The following is a 25,838-nucleotide window of genomic DNA, read 5'->3' on the forward strand; positions in this document are numbered from 1 at the left end:
CGGTCTTGCTGGAGCATGAGCGCCGTTACAGCGAGGCGCGCACTGCCGCGCGTGAGGCTGCCTCCAGCTCGCGGCGGCTCTCGCGGAGGGCGGAGCCGTCCACCGGGATGTGCACGAGCGAGCGGCCACGCAGAGGCGCCGCCAACGCCGCACGCAACTCCCCGGAGTTGGCCACCCGGGTGTACCTCACGCCGTACGCTCCGGCCAGCGCCGCCATGTCGACGTCCTGCGGGGTGCCGAAGAGGCGAGCGAAGTGGGCGGCGCGGCCCGCTTCCCCGTGTTCGAGTGTGGCGAAGATGCCGCCACCGGAATCGTCGAGGACCACCACCTGGAGGTCGCTCTCCGCCTCCAGGCGCCCGCGCATCAGGGAGCTGGCGTCGTGCAGGAAGGTGAGATCACCGAGGTAGGCGCGCACGGGTGAGGCGAATCCCTGGGCGAGGCCCGTGGCTGTGGCAATCGTGCCGTCGATGCCGGCCAGGCCGCGGTTGGCGAGCACGCGGGCGGGCGCACTCTCGCCGGGGGTCGCCGCGAGGTCGAGGTCGCGGATCGGGTTGGAGGAACCGATCATCAGCGCCTCAGCACCGCCGGCGCGCCAGATCTCGCGCGCCACACCGAGTCCCTCCAGCGGCCGTCCGCTCACATGCTCGTCCAGGGCAGCCTCCACCGCGGTCCCGGCACGCTTCCAGAGGGCGAGCCACTCCTCGTCCGCAGCGGACGGCAGCCCCGCGGCCCGCACGGCCGGCAGGACCCGCTCGGCCGATCCGGCGACGTCGGGCCAGAGCCCACCGGGCGAGACGACCACCACCTCGACGTCGGTGCGTGCCAGCAGCGCGGAGACCGGGCGCGAGAGCGTGGGACGACCGGTCACGATCACCCGCTGGACCCGCGCGGCCAGCTCCGGGACATCGAGGAGCAGACGGTAGGGGCCGATGGCGCACTCCCCCGCCCGGGCTCCCGAGGTGGGTTCCGCGAGCACGGGCCACCGGCCCTGCTCGGCCAGGGAACGCGCGGCCGGGCCCGCGCCGTCCCCCGCGACGACCACCGTGCGTGGCCCCGGTGAGATCGGTGCCGCCGACGGCGAGCTCAGGGGGCTCACCACCTCATGCACCTCCGGACGGGGGCCGGGCTGCCAGGCATGTGCCGGCGTGAGCGGATCGGCGAAGGACACATTGAGCTGCACCGGCCCGGGGTGCGCGCTCCGCACGCCACGCGCCGCTGCCAGAGCCCGGGTCACGATCTGCGCCAGTCCGCGGCCCGCGGGCACCCCGGCCGGGATATCGGCGTCGAAGCGCACGGCGCTGGAGAAGAGGCGCACCTGGTCAGTGGTCTGGTTCGCACCGGTGCCGCGCCACTCGTGCGGACGATCCGCGGAGACCACCACGAGGGGGACGCCCGCGTGGGCGGCCTCCAGCACCGCCGGATGCAGATTGGCCACCGCCGTCCCCGAGGTGGTGATCACGGGCACGGGCTGCCCCGTGGCGCGGGCCAGCCCTAGAGCGAAGAAGCCCGCACCGCGCTCGTCGAGACGCACGTGCAGGCGCCACCAGCCTGCCTGTTCGGCCTCGTGGGCGGCATAGGCGAACGGGGCGCTGCGCGAGCCCGGCGCGAGCACGACGTCGCGCACGCCCTGCGCGACCAGCGTGGTCACCAGCAGGCGGGCCGTCGCGGCGGAGGGCTCCACCGAGTCAGTAGTGGTCATGAAGTGCGCTCCAACTCGGCCGCCACGGCATCGAGCCGTTGCTGCCAGGAGTGCGCGAGGTCAGCGGGGGCGGCCACCTCAGCCAGCAGAGTGGCCTCAGGCTGGGGCCGGCCCACGGCGATCGCGCCCTGGACCGGGAGCAGCGGCTCAGCCACTACGTCCTGGTTCAGCAGATGCACGGTGGCCAGACCGCAGGCGTAGGGCAACTCCGGCAGCGCGGCGGCCAGGGCCAGACCAGCGGCGATCCCCACCGAGGTCTCCAAGGCGGAGGAGACCACCACGGGCAGCCCCACCTGCTCGGCGAGCTCGAGGCAGGCCCGCACGCCGCCGAGCGGCTGCACCTTCAGCACCACCACGTCCGCGGCCTCGGCTCGCTTCACCGCCAGGGGATCGGCCGCGCGGCGAATCGACTCGTCGGCAGCGATGGGCACGTCGAGGCGGCGGCGCAGCGCGGCGAGATCGCTCACCTGCGCGCAGGGCTGCTCGGCGTACTCCAGTCCTCCTGCGGCCCGATCCAACATGGGGATGCGGGACAGGGCGGTCTCACGGTCCCAGGCCGCGTTGGCGTCGATGCGGATCTTGCCACCTGGCCCCAGGGCGTCGCGGACGGCCTCCAGGCGCGCCTGCTCCTCACCGAGCGACTGACCGGGTTCGGCCACCTTGACCTTGGCCGTGGTGCAGCCTCCGGAGGTGGTGACGACCTCGTGTGCGCGCGCGGGGCCGACCGCAGGAACGGTCACATTGACCGGAATCCGGTCGCGCCGGGGCGCCGGCCAGCCGAGCTCGGCCGCTTCGAGCGCTGCGCGCAACCAGGACGCCGACTCATCCGCCGCATAGTCAGTGAAGGGAGAGAACTCTCCCCAGCCAGCTGCTCCACGCAGCAACATGCCCTCGCGGACCGTGATGCGCCGGAAGCGGGTGCGCATCCCGATGGCATAGGTGGCGCGGACCGAGGGCAGAGGCACCCGCCCAGGATAGGCCGGGATGCACCGCCCCCGGCGCGCTGCGGTCAGGCCGGGTAGGAGCCGGGATGCGCCTGGCCGGATCCGGCGGACTTCGCCTTGTACCAGGCGTTGACCTGGGGCAGTACCAGGAAGACCACGGCGGCACCGACCCATGCGATGACCGGGATGGCAAAGACGTTGCCGAGGACCAGGCTGAAGAGGTTGAGGGCAAGAGCGATGCCGCCGGTGGCCACCACTGCCCAGCGCGCCCAGTTCGCCCCGCGGAAGGCCAGGGTCGCAAAGACGGCGACGGCCGCGGCCCACAGGATCATCACGATGCCAATGACGGTGACAGCGCCGAGGAGAGTTTCGATCGTCTGCGCGTCCTGCTGGCTGAGCTGGGGGTCGCGGAGGATCTCATCGACCAGGGCGTCGGTGAAGGCGCTGCCCGCCAGGACGACCAGGAGGCCGAAAATGATCTGCAGGGCCGCGCCCACCCAGGACAGGATGGCGGAGGCGGTGACCAGTCCGGGACGGGCGCCCGGGTCACGTGTCGGCGCCGGACCCCACGGGGCCGGCTCGGCGCCCTGATAGCTCGCTTGCTGGCCGTACTGGGGCTGCTCGCCGTACTGGGCCTGCTGCCCGTACTCGGGCTGCTGACCATACTGCGGCTGCTGCCCGTACTGGGGCTGGTTCTGCTGGCCGTACTGGGGCTGCTGGCCGTACTGCGGGTTCTGGCCACCGAACTGACCAGGAGTGCCGGCAGAGGGCTGCTCGGGGCTGCCGTCGGAGGGCTGGGGCGTGTATGGGGTGCTCATGAGTCTCCCTGGTCGCTGATCGTGCGGCCCATCTTGGCGCATGTCACCCGAAAACGGCGAATGCAAGCCCACGGTCAGCCGGACAGCACAGCCGGCGTCAGCCCAGCAGTGCCACGAGCGCAGCCGCCAGGCCGATCGGCACCAGCACGGCAGCGGTACAGAGCACGAAGGTGCTCACCGGGTGCCGGGGACGCGGCCGCGGGCTCGAGGCGCCATCGGCCGGTTCTGGGTGCGGGGCCCCGTTCCCGCGTTCGGCCCGGTCGTTCTCGTGCCTGGTCACGTCCATCACCACTGACATTCGGTCCTCCATGGTTCTCGTGCTCACTGCACAGAACGTTACGGAGAGCCCACCGCGATGGCGTCGGGCTGTGGGATGGTTTCGAGTCATCCTTTGGGTGGAGAAGACTCCATCGGGGCCCGCACCGCACCTCCGGGATGACCCTGAGAGCCGGTCCGGCGTGGATCCGGTGGGGTACGGAACTGGTCCGGCATGGAGCTGCGCGGCTGTGGAGCCGGCCAGCAGCGCCGCCGCCAGCGCGCTCTCAGCCGTTCAGGAGCGCATCTGGGCGTACCACCGGTTCGATGGCGGCAGGAACAGCATCGTGAGGCAGCCGCCGACATAGGCGAGGTCAATGATCACGGTCGGGTCCAGGACGAGCAGCCGGGTACCGACCGCGAGCAGCAGGTACAGCCCACCCTGGACGGCGAGCACCCACCGGCCCCAGCCGCGGCCGCGGAAGGCCGCAATCCCCGCCCAGACCATGAGCGCGGCCCACAACAAGCAGATGAGGGCCACAACAACGAAGAGCACGCCCACGGCCGCCGGAGCGAAGCCGAGGTCGCTCGGCCCCACCACCGAGCTGAAGAGAAAGGTGGCAATGCCGCCACCGAACAGGGCGAGGATCCCGGCCACCGTCGGCGCCGTGGCACCCACCCAGACCATCACCGCCGCGGCAATGACCGTGCCCGGGCGTTCCGAGGACGGCCGGAAGGCCGACCCCGGGGCACCCCAGGGTGCGTACTCCGGCGGCGCGCCGTCGTAGCCACCTGGCGCGCCGTAGCCCGGCTGCTGAGGCGGAAAGGGCTGCGGGGGCACAGGCTGGGCCGGGGCGTGCTGCGTGGGCGCCGCATGCTGCGTGGGTGCGGCGTGGTGGGACGAGGGCGCCGTCGCGGGCTGATCACCCGCCGGCGCGGAGTACGACGGGTAGGCGAGCGGTTCCGGCTGCCGGCCGCGGAGATCGGCGTAGGGATCCGAGGGGTCCTTCGGCTGTTCGGCACCAGGGCCGGGCGTGGTCATCTCGATCTCCCCTTCGTCGGTCACGTCGGTCTCCATCATGGCGCATCGGGCAATCGTCATGATCTGCTGAGCGCATGACTTCAGTTCCCGAGCCGGTGTCCGACCTCTTCGATCCGCAGCGCTGGCGCGATGTCGCCGGCTTCGAGGATCTCACTGACGTGACCTACCACCGCGGCGTCGAACGGGCTGCGGCGCGCGAGGCGAGCAGTGGCGATACCAGCGGCGAGCGCGACCTGCCGGTGGTCCGCATCGCCTTCAACCGGCCCGAGGTGCGCAACGCCTTCCGCCCCCACACCGTCGATGAGCTCTACCGCGCTCTCGACCACGCCCGGATGACGCCCGATGTCGCCGCGGTCATCCTGACCGGGAACGGCCCCAGCCCCAAGGACGGGGGCTGGGCCTTCTGCTCCGGTGGCGATCAGCGCATCCGCGGCCGCGCGGGCTACCAGTACGAGGTGCCTGATGCTGATGCCACGGCACCCACCGATCTGCGCCGCGAGCAGATCGATGCGGCCCGCGCCGGCCGACTGCACATCCTGGAGGTCCAGCGCCTGATCCGCACCATGCCGAAGCCGGTCATCGCCGCGATCCCGGGCTGGGCAGCCGGAGGTGGGCACAGCCTGAACGTGGTGTGCGACCTCTCGATCGCCTCGCGCCAGCACGCCCGCTTCATGCAGACCGACGCGAACGTGGGCTCCTTCGACGCCGGGTACGGCTCCGCGCTGCTCGCCCGGCAGGTGGGAGACAAGCGTGCCCGCGAGATCTTCCTGCTCGCCAGGGAGTACTCGGCCGAGGACGCTGAGCGCTGGGGCGTGATCAACGAGGTGGCCGAGCACGAGGAGCTGGAGAATCTCGCCCTGGAGTACGCGCGGATCATCGCGTCCAAGTCACCCCAGGCCATCCGGATGCTGAAGTTCGCCTTCAACCTCACCGACGACGGCCTCGCGGGACAGCAGGTCTTCGCCGGCGAGGCCACGCGCCTGGCGTATATGACCGAGGAAGCACAGGAAGGCCGCGATGCCTTCCTCGAACGTCGCGATCCCGACTGGAGCCCGTACCCCTACTACTTCTAGCCCGGCCCGGCCGGCGCTCCGCCGGGCGCTAGAGGAAGAGCTGGCTCGCCTTGATTCCGGTCATGATGATGCCGTAGCTGAGCGGCACGCCGGCGAGAATCCACGCGAACACCAGCATGGGCGATCGCCGTGGGCGCGGCGCTGGAGTAGACACTCCGGCCGCGGGGGCATCGACGGGGACCTCCTGCGCCGCCACCGCTGCCTCCTCCTTTGCCGCCACGGCCTCCTCCTCCGGCTCGTGGTGCTTGCTGTCCACGGGCCTCACCAGCAGGTTGGCGACGAAGCCGACCAGCAGGAGACCGACCATGATGAAGAGCGCGGGACGGTAGTCGCCGGCTTCGAAGGCCGCGTCGGCCGCGCGTACCTCGCCCGAGCCCGAGGCGTCCAGGGTGCGGTTGATGATGAGCGGGCCAGCAATACCGGCGGCCGACCACGCGGTCAGCAACCGGCCGTGGATGGCTCCCACCTGGAAACTGCCGAACATGTCACGCAGGTAGGCCGGGATCGTGGCGAAACCGCCGCCGTAGAAGCTGAGCAGCACGGCGGTGAGGATCACGAAGACCACCACCGAGGAGGCACCGAAGAGCGCGAGCAGCAGATAGCCGGTGGCGCCCACGCCCAGGTACATCATGTACATGTTCTTCCGGCCGAGCTTGTCCGAGAGTGAGGACCAGCCGAAGCGGCCCAGCATGTTGGCCAGGGAGAGCAGGCCCACGAAGCCCGCAGCCGCGGCCGCGGTGATCGCGGTGGAGTCGGGGAAGAACTCCTGGATCATCGGCTCGGCGCGCTCCAGGATCCCGATGCCGACGGTGACGTTCACGAACAGGACGATCCACAGCAGGTAGAACTGGCGGGACCTCAAGGCGTTGTTCGCCGAGACCGACGCCCGGGTGATCATGGCGTTCGTCGCCACGGCATTCTTGTCGAAGCCTTCCGGTGCCCAGCCGTCGGCGGGCACCCGCACCAGGGCAGCGCCGATCAGCATGGCCACGAGATAGATCGCGCCCAAGGTGAGGAACAGGCTCGCGAGGGCGCTGCCGCTGGCCACGCCCACCTCGGCACGGTCGGGGTCGTACATGCCGAGCAGCCAGGCCGAGAGCGGGCTGGCCACTGCGGCGCCACCGCCGAAGCCCATGATCGCCATGCCGGTGGCCACGCCCGGCCGGTCGGGGAACCATTTGATCAAAGTGGAGACCGGCGAGATGTAGCCGATGCCCAGGCCGATACCACCGATGACCCCGTAGCCGAGGTACAGCAACCAGAGCTGCTCGGTGGCGATGCCCAGTGACCCCACGAGGAAGGCGGTGGTCCACAGCGCGGCAGCAGTCACCATCGCCTGGCGGGGGCCGCCGAGGTCCACCCATTTGCCGAAGACCGCTGCCGAAAGACCGAGGAAGACGACGGCGATCGAGAAGATCAGACCGATCGAGGTCTGCTCCCCCAGCAGGGAGGCGAGCCAGTCGTCGGAGAAGTGCGCCGTCAGGTCACGGCGGTAAACGCTCGAGGCGTAGACCTGGCCGATGGACAGGTGCACCAGCAAGGCCGCCGGCGGGACGAGCCATCGGTTGAAGCCGGGCTTGGCCACGGTCTTCTCTCGCGAAAGCAGGGGCAGCACGGGCATGAACGATCGACTCCTTCGCCGCAGCGGCGTCACGGTGTGCTCCCACCGCCTAGTGTATCGCCAGATCGGACGGGCTCAGGACCACCGAAGCCGGGTGCTGAGCTCAGTAACTCAGCACCCCTGAGTGAGGCAGAAGTTCGATCCAGGTGATCCCGGGCGCCAGCAGGATCGGATCACCCTCGCGGGTCAGGCGCAGGGGCGCGGAGTCCTCGCCACCCTTCTCCCAGGTCAAGCTGGCCACGCGATTTCCGGTGAAGACCACGCCTTCCCCCGAGCCGCGCAGCAGGGTCTCCGGCACGTGCGGATCGGCCTCGGAGGGCGCCATCTCGACCCGCAGGACCACCACGTTGGTGGCGCGGATCGGATTCGAATCCGTGGTGAGCTGCTCGACGCCGTTCTCCAGGCGTTGCCACGCTCCGCCGGGAATCCCGCGGACCTCGGCCTCGGGGTCCCACCGCCACCCCGGTGCCGAGCCAGTGGGCCCGCTGAAGGTCATGGCAATCTCGTTGATCGGCTCCTCACCCACCTCGGCAGCGGTGGCGGAGTCGCGGTCCTCCGAGAAGTGGAACAGATCCTGAGCCGGCCCCTCGGTGGTGTTGGCGTGCGCGTACAGGGTCTCGACGTCGGCGTAGACATTGTGCGGAGCCGGGCGGTTGCCGCGCCGGGCCAGCCCGGGATCGGAGGCGTCGAAGATCATGGTCTGCACGCCGGCGTCTCGCACACGCGCCGTGAAGGGGGGTTGCGCCCCGGAGAAGACCTGCACGCCCGCGATCGGCGCCGCGAGGGCGGCGTCCATCGGCCGCACCGAGCGGATCGGTCCGATGGTCTCGGGCACCACCGAGTGGTACATCGCGTTGAACCGGGTGATGCCGGCTTCGACCTGCTGCTCGAAGACGAGATCGGCGAACTCCAGCCCGGTCTGAGGCCGGGACTGCACGGAGTTCTCGACCTTGACGGCCAGAGCCGTCCGTTCCGGCAGTTCCGACCCGTCGTACTCGATGCCGGTCAGCGGCCAGATCACGGGCTCCGGCTCCGGTTCCTCGGTGGGTTCCGGCTCCGGCTCTTCAGGGGGCTCGGGCGAGAAGGACGGTTCGTGCAGGCGGCCGCTGGAGACGCCACACCCAGCCAGGACGATGCCGGCCAACCCTGCCGTGACAGCGCGCCGAGACGGTTCACGAGGAAGCTGCATGCGCACACTGTAGGCAACCGGCGCGGCATTTCTGCCGCGCCAGGCCGCCGTAGGGTGGACCAGTGCCCCCGACCGCCATCCGACCGGATGAACTGCTCCCCCTCCCTGGCGGGACCGGTCGTGAGGACGTGGTCCGGCTGATGGCAGCGCTCCGCCTCCGGCTGGGTGATGAGGAGCCGGACTCCCGCACGGCGGCCTCACCCCGCCCGCTGCTTCCGCACGAGCCCACAGCCTCCGCGGACGCGGCACTGACCGAGATCAGTGAGCGCGCACGCATCCCGCTGCCGGGGGGCACCGTGGCGGTGCTCCGCAGCTCCGGTTCGACCTCCGGGCGCGGCCATCTCATCGCCGTGACCGCCGAGGCCCTCCGCGCTGGGGCCCGCGCCGGCGAACAGGCCCTGGGCGGACCGGGAAGGTGGGTCTTGGCCCTGCCCACCCACCACATTGCCGGCTTCCAGATCCTGGTGCGTTCCGTGGTCGGGGCCACCGAGCCGGTGCTGGTGGACACCAGCGGCGGATTCGACCCCCACCGGCTGGCCGAGGCCATCACTCAGGCAGCTAGGGGCGCCCGCGCCTACGTCTCCCTGGTGCCCACCCAGCTGCACCGGGTGCTCCAGAGCGGCCCCGCCGTCCTCGGGGCAATGCGTCAGGCTTCGGCGGTGCTGGTCGGCGGGGCAGCCACTGCGCCCTCGCTCCAGCAGGCCGCCCGCGCGGCAGGCCTGTCCCTCGTGACCAGCTACGGCATGACGGAGACCTGCGGGGGCTGCGCCTACGACGGTCTCCCGCTCGAGGGCATGCGCGTGCGGATCATGACCGGGTATGCATCGGGAGCGCCACATCCACCGTCGCACGACGAGGAGCCTGTGCCCGGACGAGTGGAGATCTCCGGCCCCATGCTTGCTGCCGGCTATCTCGACCAGCCGGCCGAGACGGTCGATGGGCGCGCAGCTTCCGGAAGCGGCTTCCGCCTCGACGACGCCGGCACCCGCTGGCTGCAGACCTCCGACCTCGGCGTGATCAGGGACGGTCGGCTGCAGATCGTGGGCCGGGTCGATGACGTGATCAATACCGGCGGGGTGAAGGTCTCCCCCGGCCCGGTCGAGGATCTCCTCGGCGCGATGGAGGGAGTCGCCGAGGTCATGGTGGTCGGCATCCCGGACGCACGCTGGGGACAGTCCGTGGTGGCCGTGGTCGTGCCCACGGCACCGGATCGCCCCCCGAGCTTGGCGGAGCTGCGGGCGGAGGTGATCCGCCGACTCGGTCCGCCGCACGCGCCGCGCGCGCTGGTGACCACCACCGAACTCCCCACGCTCGGACCAGGCAAGCGCGATCGCCGGGCTGCCGCCCGGCTCGCAGTACAGCACATCTCTGAGAAGGAAGGCACCGATGGCCACGGCCACTGAATGGATCCAGGGTGCGCGGCTACGCACCCTGCCGGCGGCGCTGGCGCCCGTGCTCATCGGCACCGGCGCAGCCCTGCGCGAGGGGGCCACACTGGGAGTCTCCGTACCCCGCGGACTGCTCGCGGCGGGCGTGGCCGTGGCCCTGCAGGTGGGCGTGAACTACGCGAACGACTACTCCGACGGCGTCCGCGGCACCGACGACGTCCGGGCCGGCCCCATGCGGCTGACCGCCACCGGGAAGGCCGCGCCCGGCACGGTCAAACGCGCAGCCTTCGCCTCTTTCGCGGTGGCGGCTGCGCTCGGACTGGGACTGGTCGCCGTTTCCGGAACCTGGTGGTTGCTGGCGGTCGGCGCTCTCGCCGTGCTGGCGGCCTGGTACTACACCGGCGGCGCCCGGCCCTACGGCTACCTGGGCCTGGGCGAGGTCTTCGTCTTCGTCTTCTTCGGCCTGGTCGCCACCCTCGGCACCACCTGGACGCAGAGCTACACCCTGCCGCCGACGGCCTGGCTGGGCGCGAGCGGAGTGGGGCTGCTCAGCTGCGCGATCCTGATGGCGAACAACCTGCGTGACATCCCCACGGACACGCTCTCCGGCAAGCGAACACTGGCGGTTCGCCTGGGCGAGCGCCGTGCGCGGCGCGCCTATGTGGCCCTGGTGTGGACGGCGCTGGCCCTCGGCGGCCTGTGCGCCTTCTGGGCACCCACGGCGGTGCTCTTCATGGCCGTCCTGATACCGGCCGCCCTCCGGCTGAGCACGCGGGCACTGTCCACCGCCCAGGGGCGGGACCTGATCCCGCTGCTGTCAGGGACGGGGCTTCTGGTCCTGGTTTACGGAATCTTCCTCACCATCGCCCTGATTCCCCCGGCCACCTTCTGACTCGGCCGCGCCGACGCGCGGCGCACGGTCTCCCTCGCTTTCGGCGGCCTGGTCCACCAGCGCATCCTCTGCGGCGGCATCCTGCGCGGCCTGCCGGCCTGCTGTCCGCCGAGGTGTCAGGCTGGTCAGTGACTGCGAGAACTCGGCCGTCTGACGGCGCAGGAGCAGGAAGGAGACCATCGCACCCACCAGGATCGCGGTGATCCACAGCAGCCAGGAGCGCAGACCCGCCAGGGAGAGGAGCACGCCTGCTGCGAGGATCAGGCCCACCCGGATCAGGGTGTAGAGCACGAACCTCATCGGGAGCTGTCGACGTCGGGCGCGCTGCCGCCGGAGGGACCGGGGTTGCCCTCGCCGGGCTCATCGGCAGAGCCGCCATGAGCGCCGGTGCCCGGGGCGCCACCCTCGCGGGCGTCACCGCCACCTGCGGAGTCGTGCCCAGGCTTCTCACCGCGCTTCTCCGCCTGCCGGCGGCGTTCGGCCGCCGCTTCTCGCCGCCGTCGCTGCTCGATCCGGAAGAGGAACTCGGGGTCGTCATCGGGGGCCCTAGGCCCCGAGGGCGCGCTGGGGCGCCCAGGCTTCGGCGGCCCGGAGCTCCACACGCCGGACCCGCCGCCGTTCTGCGAACGCGCGACTCGGCTCACGATGATCCATGCCACGGCACCGACGAAGGGGAAGACCACCACGAGGATGATCCAGACGACCTTGGGCACGCGGTAGGGCATCTCGTCCTCAGGCGTCCGCGCGCAATCGACGAGGGCGTAGACCCAGATCGCGACGGCGAGGAAGACGGGGAGCAAGCGGAGCATAGTGCCAGCCTAGGTTGATCTCAGGAAACGCGGGGCTCAGCCGATTCCCGAGTACGAGTGCAGGGAGTCGAAGATGAGGTTCACGAGGAAGTAGTTCGACATCACGGCGAGGAAGCCGAGGATCGAGAGCACGGCTGCGCCACGCCCCTCCCATCCGCGGGTCGAGCGCGCATGCAGGTAGGCCGCGTAGATGACCCAGACGATCAGCGACCAGGTCTCCTTGGGGTCCCAGCCCCAGGGCCGGCCCCAGGCGTGCTCGGCCCAGATGGCACCCGCAATGATCGTGAAGGTCCACAGCATGAAGCCGATCGCATTGAGCCGGAAGGCCAGGCGCTCGAAGTCGGCCGAGCTGGGCAGGTGGCTCATGAGCTTGCGCGCCGGGGCCTGCTTGGCTGCGCCGGACTCGAGGGCGCCGGTGCGGCTGGTGGCGCTCTCGACATCGTCCTGCCAGCTGGTGCGGTCGGTGGGCTGTCCGCTGAGAATGCCGGTTCCCGTCCCGGCGGCGGCCGGGGCGGCCGAGCTGGTGGGCACCGCCTCGGCCGGATCGAGCCGGGCCGCGGCCTCGATCCGGTTGCGCTCGGCCCGTTCCTGGACCAGCTGCAACACCGACAGCGTGGCAGCCACCGTGACCACACCGGTGGCAATGGTGGCCACGGACACATGGATGACCAGCCAGTAGGACTGCAGCGCCGGCATGACGTCGTCGGCCTGGACGTACAGCACGGCCACGGCCACACCGAGCAGCAGCAGTGTCGGACCCACCACGAAGACGCCGAGGAAACGCATGTCGCGGCGCATCCGCAGCATCCAGAGCAGGATCGCGACGGCCACGAAAGTCGAGACGAGGGTGAACTCGTACATGTTCGCCCACGGAGCGCGGGTGGTGGCGACCGCCCGGGAGACCACCGCGCCGAGATGCAGGGCGGCACCGAGCCAGGTGGTGGCCACCGCGATCCCGGCGGCGCGCCGGGGACGCTCGGTCACGGGCACAGGCCCGCGGTCCCGCAACCCGGAGAGGTCGATGGCGAAGGCCACCAGAGCCACGGTGTAGGCGGCCATCGCACCGTAGACAAGGTTGAGGCTCGCCAGGGCGAGATCGGTCATGGCTGGTGCCTTTCGTCGTGAGGCGGTTCGATGCCCACAGCGTGCAAGACTCGGTCAAGGTCCTTGGCCAGGCCGGCGTCGTCACCGCGGGCCAGGGCTGCGGCCTCGACCTGGACGCATCCGCCCTGCTCGTCGAGTCGCACCCACAGGCGGCGGCGCGCGGTGAAGAGCGAGGCGAAGAGGCCGGCCATGGACAGGATCGCTGCTGCGAGCAGGTAGGGCATGGTGGGGTCGTAGCGCAGGTCGAGGGCAGCGAAACGGGGTAGCCCGTCCCAGGTGATGGTGCCCAGCCCTTCGGGCAGTTCCACCGTGGCCCCGGGCTCGAGGAAGAGGGTCACCGGCCGTTGCCCGTCCTCCGCCGATCCGGCGGCGCCATCGGGCTGGGGCTCGTAGATCTGGCGCATGTCCTCGGTGTCGAGGACGTAGACGTTCTGCGGGATCCCGGCGTCCAGGCCGAGGTCCCCGGCCCAGAGGGTGAGCACCAGCAGCGGGTTGTTGGGCTGGGGGTGCAGGGAACGGGCGCCGGATCCGTCTTCCTCGACGACGGCGGTCGGAAGCAGGGCTCCGGTCAGGCCGAGTTGCTCCTGGCCGGCGGAGACGTCGGGGACCTTGATGACGCCGCGCGAGGTGTAGACGAAGTCTTCCGGCAGGAAGGGCACCGCGCCGGAGAAGGCGACCTCGCCGGCGCCGTCCTCCACGGTGATGACGGGGGCGTAGCCGTTACCGGAGAGGTAGACCCGTGCCCCCGCAGCGCCCACCGGGTGGTTCACCTCGAGCACCTCCTCGCGCACACTGCCGTCAGGTTCGTAGACGGTGAGGTCGGCGGCGAAGTCGCGCGCCTGCGCGTCCGGGGTGAACTCGGAGCGGAACTCCTCCAGCGTGAAGGTGAAGGGCTCCAGGCTGTTCGGATCGAAGAACCGGCCGGCTTCGAAGGAGTCATAGTCCACCACGGAGTTCGCGAAGGACTGCCCCTCGATCACGATCGCCTGGCCGCGGTAGGAGAAGACCTGACCGAGGCCGAAGATCACCAGCAGCGCCACCAGGGAGAGGTGGAAGACGATGTTGCCGGTCTCGCGCAGATAGCCGCGCTCGGCGCTGATGCCCTCCGGGCTGACCGTGGTGCGATAGCGCGGCAGTCCCAGAGGGCCGCGGCGCAGCGCGGTGACGAGGCCGGCCTCCACGGTCTCCCGTGAGCCCTCGACGGTGGCTTCACGGCGCACCGGGAAGCGCGAGAGACGGCTGGGGACCTTCGGCGGCGCGGCTCGCAGGGCGCGGAAGTGCACAGCCGTGCGCGGCACGATGCAGCCGATGAGGGAGATGAACAGGAGCAGGTACACGGCCCCGAACCAGGGCGAGGCGTAGACGTCGAAGAAGCCCAGGCGGTCGAGCCACTCGGCCAGGCGCGGACTGTCCTGGTGGTACTGAGCCACTCCGGTGGGGTCATGGGTGACCTGCGGGATGATCGAGCCGGGCAGTGCGGCCACGGCGAGCAGGAGCAGCAGCATGATGGCCACGCGCATGCTGGTGAGCTGGCGCCACATCCAGCGTAGCCATCCGAGAAGTCCCAGTTCCATCAGACCACCGTCTCAAATCCAGCGACCCAGCCCTGGAGATGCCCGGCCAGCCAGGACCACGCGCCGGTCACCAGTGCCAGGCCGAGCAGGATCAGCATGACGCCTCCGGCGATCTGGATGGCACGGCGATGCCGTCGTAGGAACCCGATGGCGTGGGCCGAGCGGGAGAAGAGCATGGCCACGAGCACAAAGGGAACTCCCAGTCCCAGGCAGTAGGCAGTCAGGAGCACCAACCCTCGCCCGGGGTCGGCGGTATCGAGGGAGAGCGTCAGCACAGCGGCCAGGGTGGGGCCGATGCAGGGCGCCCAGCCCAGTCCGAAGACCACGCCGAGCAGTGGCGCCCCCGCCAGGCCCGCGCGCGGGGCCACGTGCAGGCGACGCTCGTTCTGCAGGAAGGGGACGAAACCGCAGAAGGCCAGCCCCATGAGGATCACCAGCACACCGGCCACCCGCAGGATGACATCCATCCACGGCTGCAGCAGCGCACCCGCCATGGAGAAGGCCACGCCCAGCATGATGAAGACGGCGGAGAATCCGGCCACGAAGAGCAGTACGCCGGCGAGGAGCCGCCCGCTGCCGGTGGCGCGCTTGGTGCCGGAGGCACCGCCCACGGCCGCGGAACTCACCCCCGCCATGCCACCCAGATAGCCGACGTATCCGGGCAGCAGCGGCAGCACGCAGGGCGAGGCGAAGGAGATCAGGCCCGCCAGGGCGGCCACCGGCAGGGCAGCGAGCATCGAGCCGCTGAGCACGGTGCTTTCGAAGAACTGCGCCACAGAGTTCACGCGGGGGAGACCTCAGGCCTGCTCGGCGAGCACGTCGTCGACCAGGCCGCGCAGGATGACCGGCTCGGCCTGCCCCAGGATGCGGGCGGCGACCCGGCCCTCGTGGTCGAGCACCACCGTGACCGGCATGGCCTGCAGCGGCACCTTGCCCTCCAGGGCGGCCACACCGCGTGCCTGGGCATCGTGGAAGGAGGGATAGGGGATACCGAAGGTGCGCTCGAAGGCCTGGGCCGCTCCGGCGTCGTCACGCGGGTTGACGCCGAGGAGGTGGACGCCGTTGCCGGAGTAGTCCTCGTGGAAGGCCGCCAGGTCCGGGGCCTCGGCCCGGCACGGCGGACAGGCCGCGTACCAGAAGTTCAGCACCACGACGTCTCCGCGCAGCTCGGCGAGGTCGATCTCCTCACCCTCGTAGGTGGTGCCGACATGCTCGACGGGCTCGTCGCGCTCATCGGCTTCCCACACGGAGAAGGATCCGTCGCCTGCCTCGTAGCCGGGGTTGGTGCGGATGACGCCGTCCTGGCTGCTGCCGGGCGGGGCGCACGCAGTCAGTACCAGAGCGAGGAGGGCGACCAGCACCAGACCTGGCTTCACTCGGAGGCCTCCGGCGAGTCGGAACGGGGTGGAGCGCCGGCGCCACCGGCAGCATCGTGTTCGCTGACTCGGGCTTGCTCAGTGGCCTCCACGGTGCCTGGAGCGGCGGGGATGAGGGCCGGAGAGGTGCCGGGCACGGTGTCCTTGGCGCCCACGAGCAGCTCACCTGCCGGCTCGGAATACCGCACGCCGATCAGGCGCTGACCCAGGAAGGTCAGCGAGGTCAGGGAGGCAAGGGAGCACTCCCGGCGCCGCGGGTCGTGCCACAGCGGCCGACCCTGGAGGTGACGGCGGGTGGACCAGATGGGGAGCTGATGGCTGACCAGCACCGCCTCCCCGCCTTCTGCGAGGCCCCGAGCATCGATGATCGCCTGGCGCATCCGGGCCACCTGGCTGCGGTAGGGCTCACCCCACGACGGGCGCAGGGGGTTCAGGTAGGCGCGCCAGTGGGCGGGGCGCATCAGCTCGGCCGGGGTCACGCTGACGCCCTCGAAGTGGTTCTCCGCCTCGATGACGCGTTCATCGGTGCCGAGCTCGAGCCCGAAGGCCCGCGCCACGGGGGTGGCGGTCTCCTGGGCGCGCTGCAGCGGCGAGGCCAGGACGGCGCGGATGTCGTGGCCCTCGGCGACGAGGTGCTCGGCCACACGCTCGGCCATCTGGTGGCCGAGTGCGGAGAGGCCGAATCCGGGGATGCGCCCGTAGAGCACCCCGGCGGGGTTGTGGACCTCGCCGTGGCGCATGAGGTGGACGATGGTGCGCTCCATGTCTCCCAGTCTCGCAAACTACGACGCTCCGTAGGACGGAGTTGCCGTGGCAGCCCTCACATTGCCCTTCCCGTCCGGCCAGAGCGGCACGGCGGAGACCCGGGCGAGTCCCGTCCTGGCACGTCCCGGTTTCATGCATTTGCATGCAAAGGGGTTCTCGTCCTACAGTGCGAGAGCAGCCATGTTCTGTCCACCATGGGCGTGCCCGCACCTGGGAGGCTTCACGAGTCCCTAGGGCCGCAGGGCAGGCCACCCCGATACATCAGGAGATCTTCATGTCAGCGATTCCCGCAGGCACCTACACCATCGACAACTCCCACTCGGAGCTCAGCTTCTCCGTGCGCCACGCCGGCATCTCGCGCGTGCGCGGTAAGTTCGAGTCCTACACCGGCACGATCCAGGTGGCCGAGAACCTGGCCGACTCCCAGGCCAACGTCACCATTCAGTCCGCCTCGGTCAACACCGGCGACGAGAACCGCGACAACCACCTGCGCTCCGCCGACTTCTGGGACGCCGAGAACAAGCCGGAGTGGACCTTCGTGTCCACCGGTGTGAGCGGCTCCTCCGACGAGGAGTTCACGCTCACCGGCGATCTCACCATCAACGGCGTGACCAAGCCGGTCGAGCTTGAGGTCGAGTACAACGGCTCGGCCGTGGACCCCTTCGGCAACACCCGCGTGGGCTTCGCCGCCAAGACCGCCATCTCCCGCAAGGAGTTCGACCTCACCTGGAATGCCGCCCTTGAGGCCGGTGGCGTGCTGGTGGGCGACAAGATCTCCATCGAGCTGGACATCTCCGCCATCCCCCAGGGCTGACCTCAGCACGTCTGAGTCGCTCGACGAGAAGGGCCGGCCCCCCGCAGGGAACCGGCCCTTCTCGTGTGCTCGGCGGTGCCGGGCTCTGGCTGAGGCTCAGCCGAGCAGGAACTCCTGGAGCGGCCCGGAGATGAAGTAGACGACAAAGGCCGCCGCCGAGATCCACATGATCCAGTGGACCTGCTTGAACCCGCCCCGACGCGTCGCCGTGAGCACGGTGTAGGCGATGAAGCCGACCCCGATGCCGGTGGCGATCGAGTAGCTGAAGGGCATGAAGATGATGGTGAGGAAGGCCGGCAAGGCGACGGCCAGGTCCTTCCACGGGATGGCCGTCACCTGGGTCATCATCATGAAGCCGACGATCACCAGCGCCGGGGTGGCTGCCTCGAAGGGGATCAGCGCGGTCAATGGCGCCAGGAAGATCGCACCGAGGAAGGCCGTTCCGGTGACGATCGGCGCGAGGCCGGTGCGGGCGCCGTCCGCCACACCGGCGGCGGACTCGATGAAGCTGGTGGCGGTCGAGGCGCCGGCCAGGCCACCACCGGAGGTACCGATGGCGTCGACGAGCAGGATCCGGCGGGTGTGGGGCGGGTTGCCATCCTCATCCAGCAGATCACCCTCGGCGCCCACGGCCACCATCGTGCCCATGGTGTCGAAGAAGTCGGTGAGCATCAGCGAGAAGGCCAGCAGCAACGCGGCCAGCCACCCGATCGGGGAGGTGAAGGCACCGAAGAGCGAGACCTGGCCCAGGGTGGAGAAGTCAGGGAGCTGGACCAGCTCACCGAACGAGCCGGGCAGCGCAGGAACGTTGCTGGACCAGCCCGTGGCGTTGTCCTCGCCGCCCGGTCCGATGGTGGTCACGGCTTCGAGGACGATGGCCAGCACGGCGGCGACGCCGATCCCGATGAGGATGGCACCGCGAACCTTGCGCACCATGAGGATCGCGATGAGGAACAGGCCCACGAGAAAGACCACGGTGGGCCAGCCGGTGAGGTAGCCGCCCACGCCGAGTTCCACCGGCGTGCCCGCCGCCGGGCGGATGATTCCGCCGTCGACCAGGCCGATGAAAGCGATGAACAGGCCGATACCCACGGTGATGGCCACCTTCAGGGCGCGCGGCACCGCGAGGAAGACCTTCTCGCGGAGGCCGGTCAGGGCCAGCACGAAGATCGCGATGCCCTCGAGCACCACCAGGCCCATGGCGTCGGCCCAGGTCATGCCCGGCAAGGAGGCCACGCCGTACATGACGAAGGCGTTGAGCCCCATGCCAGCGGCCAGCGCCAGCGGGTAGTTGGCCACCGCACCCATCAGAATCGAGCACAGGCCGGCCACCAGAGCCGTGGCTGCCGCGATCGCCGGGATGTTGGCCTCGTCGCCGCCACCGAGGTATCCGCCCATGGAGTCCGGGCCGGAGAGGATCAGCGGGTTCAGCACCAGGATGTAGGCCATCGCGAAGAACGTGACGAATCCGCCGCGAATCTCACCGCCCACCGTGGAGCCGCGTTCGGTGATCCGGAAGGCGCGGTCGAGCCAGGGCACGTCGGTGTCGCCGGCCTGCGGCGCAGTGGTGGTCATAGGCGCGGATTCTGTCAGATATCGGGCGCGTTCCGGAACGCCGGCCGAGGTGAGCGCTCTCGCGCAGTGGGTGGCGAATCGGAGTGAGTAACCTCGCCACATGGTCCCTGCACCACCCGCGCCCGCTGAGCTGGCCAGCACCGTGCTGAGCGAGGCTTTCCGGGACGCCGGGCTGAGCATCCGGATCGAGCCCGGGCGCGACCGCGGATCCGGCCGGATCCTGGCCGAGCACCGGGAACGTCGATTCGTCGTCACCGCCTGGTCCCAGGGCTTCGTTCCGCTGGAAGAATTCGACTTCGGCCACGCGCTGCTGCACTTCTTCGACACCATCCAGCAGGAGGTGAGCCAGGATCAGCTCTGGGGCCAGCCGCTCCCCCTCTGCGGTGCGCATCCGCACCACCCGGCGAATGCCGGGCTCGCGCCCGCAGGCCTGGAGCTTTACTGCCCGAGGGACCGGACGTCGTGGACGCGGCTCATTCCGATTGCTGGGCCGTGAATCCGATCCAGGCTCCGAGACGCCAACTCCCTGACGCTGTGGCCTGCGTCTCCTAGGATCAGGCCATGCCGCCCATGGACCTCTTCGGTGATGCGCCGACCCCGCCGCCGGCCAAGATCAACCCCGTCACGCTCATGGGGACGGGCACCGTGGCCTGGCTGATCGCCACCGCGGTCGTGGCCGGGCTGGACCTGATGGACCGGGCCCCCGAGGGCTGGTTGTGGATCTGCGTGGCCGGCCTCAGCCTCGGTCTGCTCGGCATGCTCTGGGCCTACTCGCGGGTCTACCGCGCCTACCGCAAGCGCGTGCGAGCGATCCAGCGGGCGCAGAAGGCTGAGATCAAGGCCCAGCGCGCCGAGCAGAAGGCGATGAAGCGGGCCGCGAGGAACTCCGCGCCCTAGCAGGTATCGACGAACTGGCGTCCTGACGGTTACGGTCGTCGAAGTGTCCAGAATCACCCGACCGGTAGTCGATGGCCCCACGTGCGCGTGCGCCGTCCGTAGAGGAGGTCATGTGCGCGCCTGGCAGCCACACGGCATCCGCCACCACCGCCGTGGACCGGTCCTCAGCCCCCGCTCCGGCGTCAACGGCGACCAGCCGGAGCGGGTCACCCGCGTGCACCTGCCACGCCACGGCGACGTCACGCCACCCCACAGCTCATCCGCCGTCCGGGCCGCCCAGGAGGCCGCGACACCGCCATAGAAGGAGCACACATGGATACCACCCCCTTCGAGCAGTGGGAGTCCGAGGTCCGCGGTTACTGCCGCGCGTACCCCACGGTCTTCGCCTCGGCATCGAATGCCCGCCAGGTCGATGAGGACGGGAAGTCCTACATCGACTTCTTCGCCGGGGCCGGCGTGCTGAACTTCGGTCACAACAACGAACGCATGAAGCGGGCGATGATCGCCTTCCTCGAAGGGGACGGTGTCGCGCACAGCCTCGACACCTACACCACCACCAAGCGGGACTTCATCGAGCGCTTCCGCGAGGTGATCCTCGAGCCGCGCGGCATGGACCACAAGATGCAGTTCATGGGCCCCACCGGCACCAACGCGGTCGAGGCCGCCCTCAAGCTGGCGCGCCTGGCCACCGGTCGCAGCGACGTCGTCGCCTTCAGCCACGGCTTCCACGGCATGACCCTCGGCTCGCTGGCAGCGACCGCCAACGACGCCTTCCGCCAGTGGGCCGGAGTGCCGTTGGAGAACGTGGTGCGCCTGCCCAACGAGAGCTCCCCCGGTGGCGGCCTGGCGGGGCTGGAGGCCTACCGGCAGGCCCTCGCGGACCCCTCCAGCGGGCAGAAGCCCCCGGCGGCCTTCCTGGTGGAGCCGCTGCAGGCCGAAGGCGGCGTCAACGTCGCCAGCGCCGAGTGGCTGCACGCCATCCAGGCGCTCGCCCGGGACGTCGGTGCGCTGTTCATCATTGACGACATCCAGGCCTCCTGCGGGCGCACCGGCTCCTACTTCAGCTTCGACGGCATGGGCCTGGACCCGGACATCATCACCCTCGCCAAGGGCCTCGGCGGCTTCGGGACGCCCATCGCGATGAACCTCAACAAGCCGGAGGTGGATGCGCACTGGTCCCCCGGTGCCCACACCGGCACCTTCCGCGGGCAGGGCCTGTCCTTCGTGGCCGGGGCGGTGGCACTGGACTACTTCACCGACGACGAGCTGATGACTGCGGTCCACGCCAAGGGCGAGACCATGCGCGCCACGCTCGAGGACATTGCCGCCGCCCATCCGGGCCGCGGCTGGGAGGTGCGCGGCCGCGGCATGATGCAGGGCCTGGACCTGCACGACGGCGCGCTGGCCAAAGAGGTGCAAAGCCTCGCCTTCCACAGTGGCCTGCTGCTCGGCCCGTGCGGCACCAACGGGCAAGTGATCAAGTTGATCCCGCCGCTGACGATCCCCGAGGACGACCTCACCGAAGGGCTGGGCCTGCTCGACCAGGCGGTTGCGACGGCGGTCGCGGGATGAGGCGCCGTGACGACATGACCTTCGCGCCCGAGGAGTACGAGCGCCGGATCACCGAACTGCGGGAGCGCATGGCAGCCCGGCTCCTGGACGCGGTCATCATCACCGACCCCGAGAACCTCATCTACCTCACCGACTACCAGACCACCGGGTACTCCTTCTTCCAGGCCCTGGTCGTCCCGCTCGAGGACGAGCCCTTCATGATCACGCGCGCCATGGAGGAGTCCAACGTCATCGAGCGCACCTGGGTGGAGATCACCCGGCCCTACCCGGACACCGGGGACGCGATCCAGCAGCTCATCGCCGCGCTCACCGAGTTCGATCTGGCCACCAAGCGCATCGGCTACGAGCGGAACAGCTACTTCTTCCCCGCCTACCAGCAAGACCGCATCCACACCAGCTTCCAGCGCGGCACCCTGCGCGACTGCTTCGGCATCGTCGAGGAGGGCCGGCGCCGCAAGTCTCCCGCGGAGATCGAGATCATGACCCGGGCGGCGATCGCGACCCAGGCCGGGATCGCCGCCGGGCTGGAGGCCGCGCAGCCGGGGGTGACCGAGAACGAGATCGGTGCGGCGATCAGCGCCGCGATGTTCCGCGCCGGGGGTGAACCCCCCGCGGTGATGCCCTACGTGGCCTCGGGGCCGCGGTCGATGATCGGTCACGCCACATGGGAGGGCCGCGAGGTCCAGCCCGGGGAGCACGTGTTCCTCGAGGTCGGCGGCTGCTACCGGCGCTACCACACCGCCATGATGCGCACCGTGGTGCTGGACGAGCTGAGCCCGTCGATGGAGAAGGCCCAGGAGCGGATGAAGATGGCGCTGCGCGAACTCAAGGCCGAGATGCGCCCTGGGCTCACCGTCTCCGATGCCGACTCGATCGTGCGCAACATCATCACGGACAACGACGTCGATGCCCGCCTGGTCACTCGGTCCGGGTACTCGATCGGGATCGCCTTCCCACCCAGTTGGGACGAGGGATACATCCTGAGCCTGAACCCCGGCGACTTCACCGTGCTGGAGGAGGGCATGACCTTCCATGTGATCCCGTGGATGTGGGGCGTGGACGGCGACAAGACCGTGGGCATCTCCGACACCATCCGGGTCACCGCGGACGGTTGCGCCTCCTTCTTCGACCTGCCCGAGGACTTCACCGTCACCCCGGCTGAGACGGCGCCTGTGCTGAGCGCCGTCGAGAACATGGAGGAAGCATGAGTGTGCTGACCGTCATCGACCCGCGCACCGGCACGGTCGCCCACGAGGTCCCGGCCGCCGGCCCTGAGGAGGTCGGGCAGGTGATCGGCCGGGCGCACCGGGCCTTCGGGGGCTGGAGCCAGCGGAGCATCGCCGAGCGTGCCGCCGTCCTGCACGCCGTGGCCGGTCGGCTGCGCGCCGAGCGTGAGGAACTCGCCCCGCTGATGACCCTGGAGATGGGCAAACCGATCACCGAGGCCCGGGCCGAGGTGGACAAGGCCGCCTGGGCTGCGGAGCATTACGCCGAGCACGCCACCGCCTACTTGGCCACCGAGGAGATTCCCTCGGACGCCACCCGCAGCTATGTGCAGTACCTGCCACTGGGGCCGGTACTGGGGATCCTGCCGTGGAATGCGCCCTTCTGGCTGGCCTTCCGCTTCCTGGCTCCCACCCTCATGGCGGGGAACACCGGCGTGCTCAAGCATGACCCGCGGGTGCCGCGCTGCGCCCAGGCGATCGCCGCGCTCTTCGATGAGTCCGTGGGCGCACCCCCGGGGCTGGTCGAGGCACTGCTCGTGCAGACGCCGGACGTCGAGGCCGCGATCCGGGATCCGCGGATCCAGGCGGTCTCCTTCACCGGTTCGGACCGGGCCGGTTCGGCCGTGGCCTCGGTGGCAGCCGCAGAGATCAAGCCTCATGTGCTCGAGCTCGGCGGATCGGACCCGGCGATCGTGCTGGCCGATGCCGATCTCGAGGCCGCTGCCGCGACCATCGCGACCATGCGGATCATCAACGCGGGCCAGTCCTGCATCGCCGCGAAGCGCATCATCGTCGAGGACGCCGTGCACGACGAGTTCGTCGCGCTGCTGCACGAGCGGCTCGACGCGCTGGTGGTGGGCGACCCGCGCGAGGAAACCACGCAGATCGGGCCGATCGCCCGGGAGGACCTCCGCGAGAACCTGCACCGCCAGGTGGTCGAGACGGTTCAGGCCGGGGCCGAGTGCCGCCTCGGCGGCGAGCTGCCGGAGGGGCCAGGGTTCTTCTACCCGGTCACCCTGCTCACCGAGGTGCGCCCGGGTATGACGGCGTGCGTGGAGGAGACCTTCGGGCCGGTGGCCGCTGTGCTGCGGGCGGGCTCGGCGCAGGAGGCGCTGGACCTCGCGAACGACACGCCCTACGGCCTCGGTGCGAGCGTGTGGACCTCCACCGATCGTGGTGAGGCCATCGCCCGGCAGATCGTCGCCGGTCAGGTGGCCGTGAACGGCATCGTCAAGACCGATCCGCGGCTGCCCAGCGGCGGGGTGAAGCGCTCGGGCTACGGCCGTGAGCTGGGCCGCGAGGGCGTCCTGGAGTTCGTCAACGCCCAGCAGGTGTGGGTGGGGCCGCGCCGGGGTTGATCGCGGCGCGGGAGCTCACCGGGTGCGGAGCCAGGCACGGAGTCGACGGCGGGCGTTGGCATAGGGCGAGGAGGTGTTGAAGGAGATCATGCGCCCCATGGTCCACTTCCCGTACCAGGGTGCCCCGTAGAGCTCGTCGTCGGAGTATCCCTCCACGAGGGCCACGACGTCGTCCTTGGCCTCACGGAACTGAAGGCGCAACTCCTCCCAGCCGTCGTCGGCATGGTCGCCGTAGAAGCGCTGGGCAAGCAGACCGAGCTCGTTCCAGGCGAGACCAGGAGCGGGCAGCTCATCGGGGAGCCCGCCAGCCCGGCGTTGATGCCAAATGAGCACCTGCCGGTTCCACCCGATGAGGTAGGCGAGCAGATCTGCCGGGCTCATCATGGTGTCCTTGACCTGCCCCTCGAGCACGGGTTCCCGCGCTGCTGCGGGAGGCACCCGGTCGAGGTCATGGTCGAGTTGCGCGAAGGTCTTCTCGATCGCGGTGAGGAGCTCGTCCTTCGTTGCTGGAACAGCCATGACCGGCCTCGGTTCTCCACGGGCTGCGGTGGATCAGCCACACCTCAGCTCTCGCACACCATTCTACGACGCGGAGACTGTTTCAGGCCTCGAGCAGACCCGCGGCGAGAGCGGGGGCCAGCGCCGGGCTGAGCGGCAGGCGGGGCAGCAGCGTGGTCTGCAGCGCGTGGTAGATGTCCGGTTTGCCCGACCACGTGCCGTGCGCGGGCTGGAGGTCCGCGCCGAGCTCGTGGCGCCACTGGCCGGGCGCCTCGAGGAAGTACTCCGCGGCGTGGTCCCAGCAGCGCTGATACCACTCGGCGTAGCGCTCCTCGCCGGTGGCGCGGTGCAGCGCGGCCAGGGCGGCAATCGCCTCGGTGACCACCCAGTGCATGCGCTGCGTGGTCACCGGCGTACCGTCGAAGTCGACCGTGTAGACGAAGCCCTCCACGCCGTCGGCCGCATGGTCGCCCAGACCGCGCTCGACCAGCGCCGTGGCACCCTCGAGCATCCAGGGCTCCAACTCCCTGCCGCGCTGCTGCAGCGCGTGGCCGGCCTGCAGGGTCAGGCGTGCCCACTCGAACCAGTGCCCGGGGGTGGCGCCGTAGGGCCGGAAGGGGTGAGCGGGCTCGTCGCGGTTGTAGTCCGGGAGCATCTGCCACTGCGGGTCGAAATGCTCCGGGAGGCGCCAGTCCTGCCCACGGGCGAAGTCATCGACCACGCGGCGCAGGATCCGCACGGCGCGGTCCAGCCACACGGCATCGCCGGTGACGTCGGCCGTCGCGAGGTAGGCCTCGACGGTGTGCATGTTCGCGTTGACGCCGCGGTAGTCCTCCAGCTCGGTGAAGCTGCGGTCCCAGCTCTCCACCACCATGCCGTCGTCCTCGCGCCAGAAGTGCTCGAGCTGGACGCGCTGGGCCCGGGCGAGCAGCTCGGCAGCCCCGGGACGTCCTGCTGCTGTGGCGGAGGAGGCGGCGAGCAGCACGAAGGCGTGCGGGTAAGCGTCCTTGCGGGTGGCGGCCTCGTCGGTGGCGTCGGGGAGGCCGTCCGGGCCGACGGCAGAGAACCAGCCACCGTGCTCACCGTCGGCGAAGACCTCGGTGAGGGCGCGTACGCCATGGTCGACGAGCGCCGCGTACCCGGGGCGGCCGAGCAGGGCGCCCAGAGCGAAGGAGTGGGTCATCCGGCAGGTGATCCACAACTCGTGGCCGGCGCCCGGGGGGACCTGCCCGGCGTCGTCGAGGGCACCGAAGGCGACCGGTGTACGAGATCCGGCCCCGAAACTCAGGAGGGCGTCGCTCTCCTGTTCGAGCCAGCGGGCATGGGCAGCGTTGTTCAACCAGGACATG

26 protein-coding genes are annotated in these 25,838 nt (G+C 70.3%); 9 read left to right on the forward strand and 17 right to left on the reverse strand.

The genetic code is table 11. The features are described from left to right. Positions 1–25: 25 nt before the first annotated feature. The 5 genes from menD to EDD31_RS03355 all read right to left on the reverse strand — a co-directional run bounded on the left by menD (position 26) and on the right by EDD31_RS03355 (position 4,818). Positions 26–1,699 (reverse strand): 2-succinyl-5-enolpyruvyl-6-hydroxy-3-cyclohexene-1-carboxylic-acid synthase, encoded by a 1,674-nt coding sequence (gene menD / locus EDD31_RS03335; RefSeq protein WP_211336041.1) that lies wholly within the window; start codon positions 1,697–1,699, stop codon positions 26–28. Further along, positions 1,696–2,625: an o-succinylbenzoate synthase gene (locus EDD31_RS03340; protein WP_123305077.1), complete on the reverse strand. Its 930-nt coding sequence runs from the start codon at positions 2,623–2,625 to the stop codon at positions 1,696–1,698. The genes menD and EDD31_RS03340 overlap by 4 nt, the downstream gene beginning before the upstream one ends. Before the next feature lie 83 nt (positions 2,626–2,708). Beyond that, entirely contained in the window at positions 2,709–3,461 is a 753-nt protein-coding gene (locus tag EDD31_RS14840) for a hypothetical protein (RefSeq protein WP_211336042.1), read from the reverse strand. Between the two features lie 97 nt (positions 3,462–3,558). Then, a complete protein-coding gene (locus EDD31_RS03350; protein WP_148058854.1) occupies positions 3,559–3,759 on the reverse strand; it encodes a hypothetical protein in 201 nt (66 codons plus the stop codon). A gap of 252 nt (positions 3,760–4,011) precedes the next feature. Further along, entirely contained in the window at positions 4,012–4,818 is an 807-nt protein-coding gene (locus tag EDD31_RS03355; RefSeq protein ID WP_148058855.1) for a DUF308 domain-containing protein, read from the reverse strand. Positions 4,819–4,832: 14 nt separating this feature from the next. Between EDD31_RS03355 and EDD31_RS03360 the strand changes: the two genes are divergently transcribed. Continuing rightward, positions 4,833–5,831 (forward strand): 1,4-dihydroxy-2-naphthoyl-CoA synthase, encoded by a 999-nt coding sequence (locus tag EDD31_RS03360; RefSeq protein WP_123302905.1) that lies wholly within the window; start codon positions 4,833–4,835, stop codon positions 5,829–5,831. Positions 5,832–5,859: 28 nt separating this feature from the next. Here the strand turns inward: EDD31_RS03360 and EDD31_RS03365 are convergent, their stop codons facing one another. Further along, positions 5,860–7,452: an OFA family MFS transporter gene (locus EDD31_RS03365; protein WP_123302906.1), complete on the reverse strand. Its 1,593-nt coding sequence runs from the start codon at positions 7,450–7,452 to the stop codon at positions 5,860–5,862. A 103-nt stretch (positions 7,453–7,555) separates the two neighbouring features. Beyond that, the gene (locus EDD31_RS03370) at positions 7,556–8,641 is read right to left on the reverse strand and encodes a DUF3048 domain-containing protein (protein ID WP_211336043.1); all 1,086 of its coding nucleotides are present in this window, start codon (positions 8,639–8,641) and stop codon (positions 7,556–7,558) included. A 62-nt stretch (positions 8,642–8,703) separates the two neighbouring features. On the opposite strand from EDD31_RS03370, the gene EDD31_RS03375 reads away from it, so the two are divergent. Beyond that, positions 8,704–10,044 carry an AMP-binding protein gene (locus tag EDD31_RS03375; RefSeq protein ID WP_123302907.1) on the forward strand — a complete coding sequence of 447 codons (1,341 nt, stop codon included), beginning with the start codon at positions 8,704–8,706 and terminating at the stop codon, positions 10,042–10,044. Beyond that, on the forward strand, positions 10,028–10,921 hold the full coding sequence (locus tag EDD31_RS03380) for a 1,4-dihydroxy-2-naphthoate polyprenyltransferase (protein WP_123302908.1): 894 nt from the start codon (positions 10,028–10,030) through the stop codon (positions 10,919–10,921). The genes EDD31_RS03375 and EDD31_RS03380 overlap by 17 nt, the downstream gene beginning before the upstream one ends. Here EDD31_RS03380 and EDD31_RS03385 read toward each other — a convergent pair. Genes EDD31_RS03385 through EDD31_RS03415 form a run of 7 tightly spaced genes read right to left on the reverse strand, consistent with a single transcriptional unit; the run spans position 10,847 to position 16,548 of the window. Continuing rightward, positions 10,847–11,212, reverse strand: a complete 366-nt coding sequence (locus EDD31_RS03385) for a DUF4229 domain-containing protein (protein ID WP_123302909.1) — start codon at positions 11,210–11,212, stop codon at positions 10,847–10,849. The two genes, EDD31_RS03380 and EDD31_RS03385, sit on opposite strands and share 75 nt — an antisense overlap. Before the next feature lie 5 nt (positions 11,213–11,217). Next, positions 11,218–11,730, reverse strand: a complete 513-nt coding sequence (locus EDD31_RS03390) for a PLD nuclease N-terminal domain-containing protein (protein WP_123302910.1) — start codon at positions 11,728–11,730, stop codon at positions 11,218–11,220. 36 nt (positions 11,731–11,766) lie between these two features. Then, positions 11,767–12,834, reverse strand: coding sequence for a c-type cytochrome biogenesis protein CcsB (gene ccsB / locus EDD31_RS03395; protein WP_123302911.1), 1,068 nt, complete (start codon positions 12,832–12,834; stop codon positions 11,767–11,769). Further along, entirely contained in the window at positions 12,831–14,408 is a 1,578-nt protein-coding gene (resB, locus tag EDD31_RS03400) for a cytochrome c biogenesis protein ResB (protein ID WP_123302912.1), read from the reverse strand. The genes ccsB and resB overlap by 4 nt, the downstream gene beginning before the upstream one ends. After that, positions 14,408–15,193 (reverse strand): cytochrome c biogenesis CcdA family protein, encoded by a 786-nt coding sequence (locus tag EDD31_RS03405; protein WP_425453684.1) that lies wholly within the window; start codon positions 15,191–15,193, stop codon positions 14,408–14,410. The genes resB and EDD31_RS03405 overlap by 1 nt, the downstream gene beginning before the upstream one ends. 12 nt (positions 15,194–15,205) lie before the next feature. Then, a complete protein-coding gene (locus EDD31_RS03410) occupies positions 15,206–15,784 on the reverse strand; it encodes a TlpA family protein disulfide reductase (RefSeq protein WP_123302913.1) in 579 nt (192 codons plus the stop codon). Continuing rightward, on the reverse strand, positions 15,781–16,548 hold the full coding sequence (locus tag EDD31_RS03415) for a histidine phosphatase family protein (RefSeq protein WP_123302914.1): 768 nt from the start codon (positions 16,546–16,548) through the stop codon (positions 15,781–15,783). Before EDD31_RS03415 ends, EDD31_RS03410 begins: the two co-directional genes overlap by 4 nt. Before the next feature lie 275 nt (positions 16,549–16,823). Between EDD31_RS03415 and EDD31_RS03420 the strand changes: the two genes are divergently transcribed. Then, on the forward strand, positions 16,824–17,363 hold the full coding sequence (locus EDD31_RS03420; protein WP_123302915.1) for a YceI family protein: 540 nt from the start codon (positions 16,824–16,826) through the stop codon (positions 17,361–17,363). Positions 17,364–17,459: 96 nt separating this feature from the next. On the opposite strand, the gene EDD31_RS03425 is transcribed toward EDD31_RS03420, so the two are convergent. Then, positions 17,460–18,938, reverse strand: coding sequence for an NCS2 family permease (locus EDD31_RS03425; protein WP_123302916.1), 1,479 nt, complete (start codon positions 18,936–18,938; stop codon positions 17,460–17,462). A 100-nt stretch (positions 18,939–19,038) separates the two neighbouring features. Here EDD31_RS03425 and EDD31_RS03430 point away from each other — a divergent pair, with 100 nt between their 5' ends. The 5 genes from EDD31_RS03430 to EDD31_RS03455 all read left to right on the forward strand — a co-directional run bounded on the left by EDD31_RS03430 (position 19,039) and on the right by EDD31_RS03455 (position 23,991). Further along, positions 19,039–19,434 carry a hypothetical protein gene (locus EDD31_RS03430; protein ID WP_123302917.1) on the forward strand — a complete coding sequence of 132 codons (396 nt, stop codon included), beginning with the start codon at positions 19,039–19,041 and terminating at the stop codon, positions 19,432–19,434. A 65-nt stretch (positions 19,435–19,499) separates the two neighbouring features. Further along, a complete protein-coding gene (locus EDD31_RS03435; RefSeq protein ID WP_123302918.1) occupies positions 19,500–19,835 on the forward strand; it encodes a DUF2530 domain-containing protein in 336 nt (111 codons plus the stop codon). A gap of 312 nt (positions 19,836–20,147) precedes the next feature. Beyond that, positions 20,148–21,407, forward strand: a complete 1,260-nt coding sequence (locus tag EDD31_RS03445) for an aspartate aminotransferase family protein (protein ID WP_123302920.1) — start codon at positions 20,148–20,150, stop codon at positions 21,405–21,407. Next, positions 21,404–22,615, forward strand: coding sequence for an ectoine hydrolase (gene doeA, locus EDD31_RS03450; RefSeq protein WP_123302921.1), 1,212 nt, complete (start codon positions 21,404–21,406; stop codon positions 22,613–22,615). The genes EDD31_RS03445 and doeA overlap by 4 nt, the downstream gene beginning before the upstream one ends. Further along, positions 22,612–23,991: an NAD-dependent succinate-semialdehyde dehydrogenase gene (locus tag EDD31_RS03455; protein WP_123302922.1), complete on the forward strand. Its 1,380-nt coding sequence runs from the start codon at positions 22,612–22,614 to the stop codon at positions 23,989–23,991. Before doeA ends, EDD31_RS03455 begins: the two co-directional genes overlap by 4 nt. A gap of 15 nt (positions 23,992–24,006) precedes the next feature. On the opposite strand, the gene EDD31_RS03460 is transcribed toward EDD31_RS03455, so the two are convergent. Further along, positions 24,007–24,510, reverse strand: a complete 504-nt coding sequence (locus tag EDD31_RS03460) for a ClbS/DfsB family four-helix bundle protein (RefSeq protein WP_123302923.1) — start codon at positions 24,508–24,510, stop codon at positions 24,007–24,009. A gap of 82 nt (positions 24,511–24,592) precedes the next feature. Continuing rightward, complete coding sequence (locus tag EDD31_RS03465; RefSeq protein WP_123302924.1) at positions 24,593–25,837, reverse strand: AGE family epimerase/isomerase; 1,245 nt, start codon at positions 25,835–25,837, stop codon at positions 24,593–24,595. Position 25,838 lies beyond the last annotated feature (1 nt).

The sequence above is a fragment of the Bogoriella caseilytica genome (genome assembly GCF_003752405.1).
Classification (GTDB): Bacteria; Actinomycetota; Actinomycetes; order Actinomycetales; family Actinomycetaceae; genus Allobogoriella; species Allobogoriella caseilytica.

Coding starts and splice junctions, on each gene's coding strand:
- EDD31_RS03460 (WP_123302923.1), bottom strand. CDS start 24,510: ATGGCTGTTCCAGCAACGAAGGACGAGCTCCTCACCGCGATCGAGAAG.
- EDD31_RS03420 (WP_123302915.1), top strand. CDS start 16,824: ATGTCAGCGATTCCCGCAGGCACCTACACCATCGACAACTCCCACTCG.
- EDD31_RS03350 (WP_148058854.1), bottom strand. CDS start 3,759: ATGTCAGTGGTGATGGACGTGACCAGGCACGAGAACGACCGGGCCGAA.
- EDD31_RS03455 (WP_123302922.1), top strand. CDS start 22,612: ATGAGTGTGCTGACCGTCATCGACCCGCGCACCGGCACGGTCGCCCAC.
- ccsB (WP_123302911.1), bottom strand. CDS start 12,834: ATGACCGATCTCGCCCTGGCGAGCCTCAACCTTGTCTACGGTGCGATG.
- EDD31_RS03445 (WP_123302920.1), top strand. CDS start 20,148: ATGGATACCACCCCCTTCGAGCAGTGGGAGTCCGAGGTCCGCGGTTAC.
- EDD31_RS03465 (WP_123302924.1), bottom strand. CDS start 25,837: ATGTCCTGGTTGAACAACGCTGCCCATGCCCGCTGGCTCGAACAGGAG.
- EDD31_RS03430 (WP_123302917.1), top strand. CDS start 19,039: ATGGTCCCTGCACCACCCGCGCCCGCTGAGCTGGCCAGCACCGTGCTG.
- EDD31_RS03355 (WP_148058855.1), bottom strand. CDS start 4,818: ATGACGATTGCCCGATGCGCCATGATGGAGACCGACGTGACCGACGAA.
- EDD31_RS03390 (WP_123302910.1), bottom strand. CDS start 11,730: ATGCTCCGCTTGCTCCCCGTCTTCCTCGCCGTCGCGATCTGGGTCTAC.
- EDD31_RS03425 (WP_123302916.1), bottom strand. CDS start 18,938: ATGACCACCACTGCGCCGCAGGCCGGCGACACCGACGTGCCCTGGCTC.
- EDD31_RS03365 (WP_123302906.1), bottom strand. CDS start 7,452: ATGCCCGTGCTGCCCCTGCTTTCGCGAGAGAAGACCGTGGCCAAGCCC.
- EDD31_RS03370 (WP_211336043.1), bottom strand. CDS start 8,641: ATGCAGCTTCCTCGTGAACCGTCTCGGCGCGCTGTCACGGCAGGGTTG.
- EDD31_RS03415 (WP_123302914.1), bottom strand. CDS start 16,548: ATGGAGCGCACCATCGTCCACCTCATGCGCCACGGCGAGGTCCACAAC.
- doeA (WP_123302921.1), top strand. CDS start 21,404: ATGAGGCGCCGTGACGACATGACCTTCGCGCCCGAGGAGTACGAGCGC.
- resB (WP_123302912.1), bottom strand. CDS start 14,408: ATGGAACTGGGACTTCTCGGATGGCTACGCTGGATGTGGCGCCAGCTC.
- EDD31_RS03380 (WP_123302908.1), top strand. CDS start 10,028: ATGGCCACGGCCACTGAATGGATCCAGGGTGCGCGGCTACGCACCCTG.
- EDD31_RS14840 (WP_211336042.1), bottom strand. CDS start 3,461: ATGAGCACCCCATACACGCCCCAGCCCTCCGACGGCAGCCCCGAGCAG.
- menD (WP_211336041.1), bottom strand. CDS start 1,699: ATGACCACTACTGACTCGGTGGAGCCCTCCGCCGCGACGGCCCGCCTG.
- EDD31_RS03435 (WP_123302918.1), top strand. CDS start 19,500: ATGCCGCCCATGGACCTCTTCGGTGATGCGCCGACCCCGCCGCCGGCC.
- EDD31_RS03360 (WP_123302905.1), top strand. CDS start 4,833: ATGACTTCAGTTCCCGAGCCGGTGTCCGACCTCTTCGATCCGCAGCGC.
- EDD31_RS03340 (WP_123305077.1), bottom strand. CDS start 2,625: ATGCGCACCCGCTTCCGGCGCATCACGGTCCGCGAGGGCATGTTGCTG.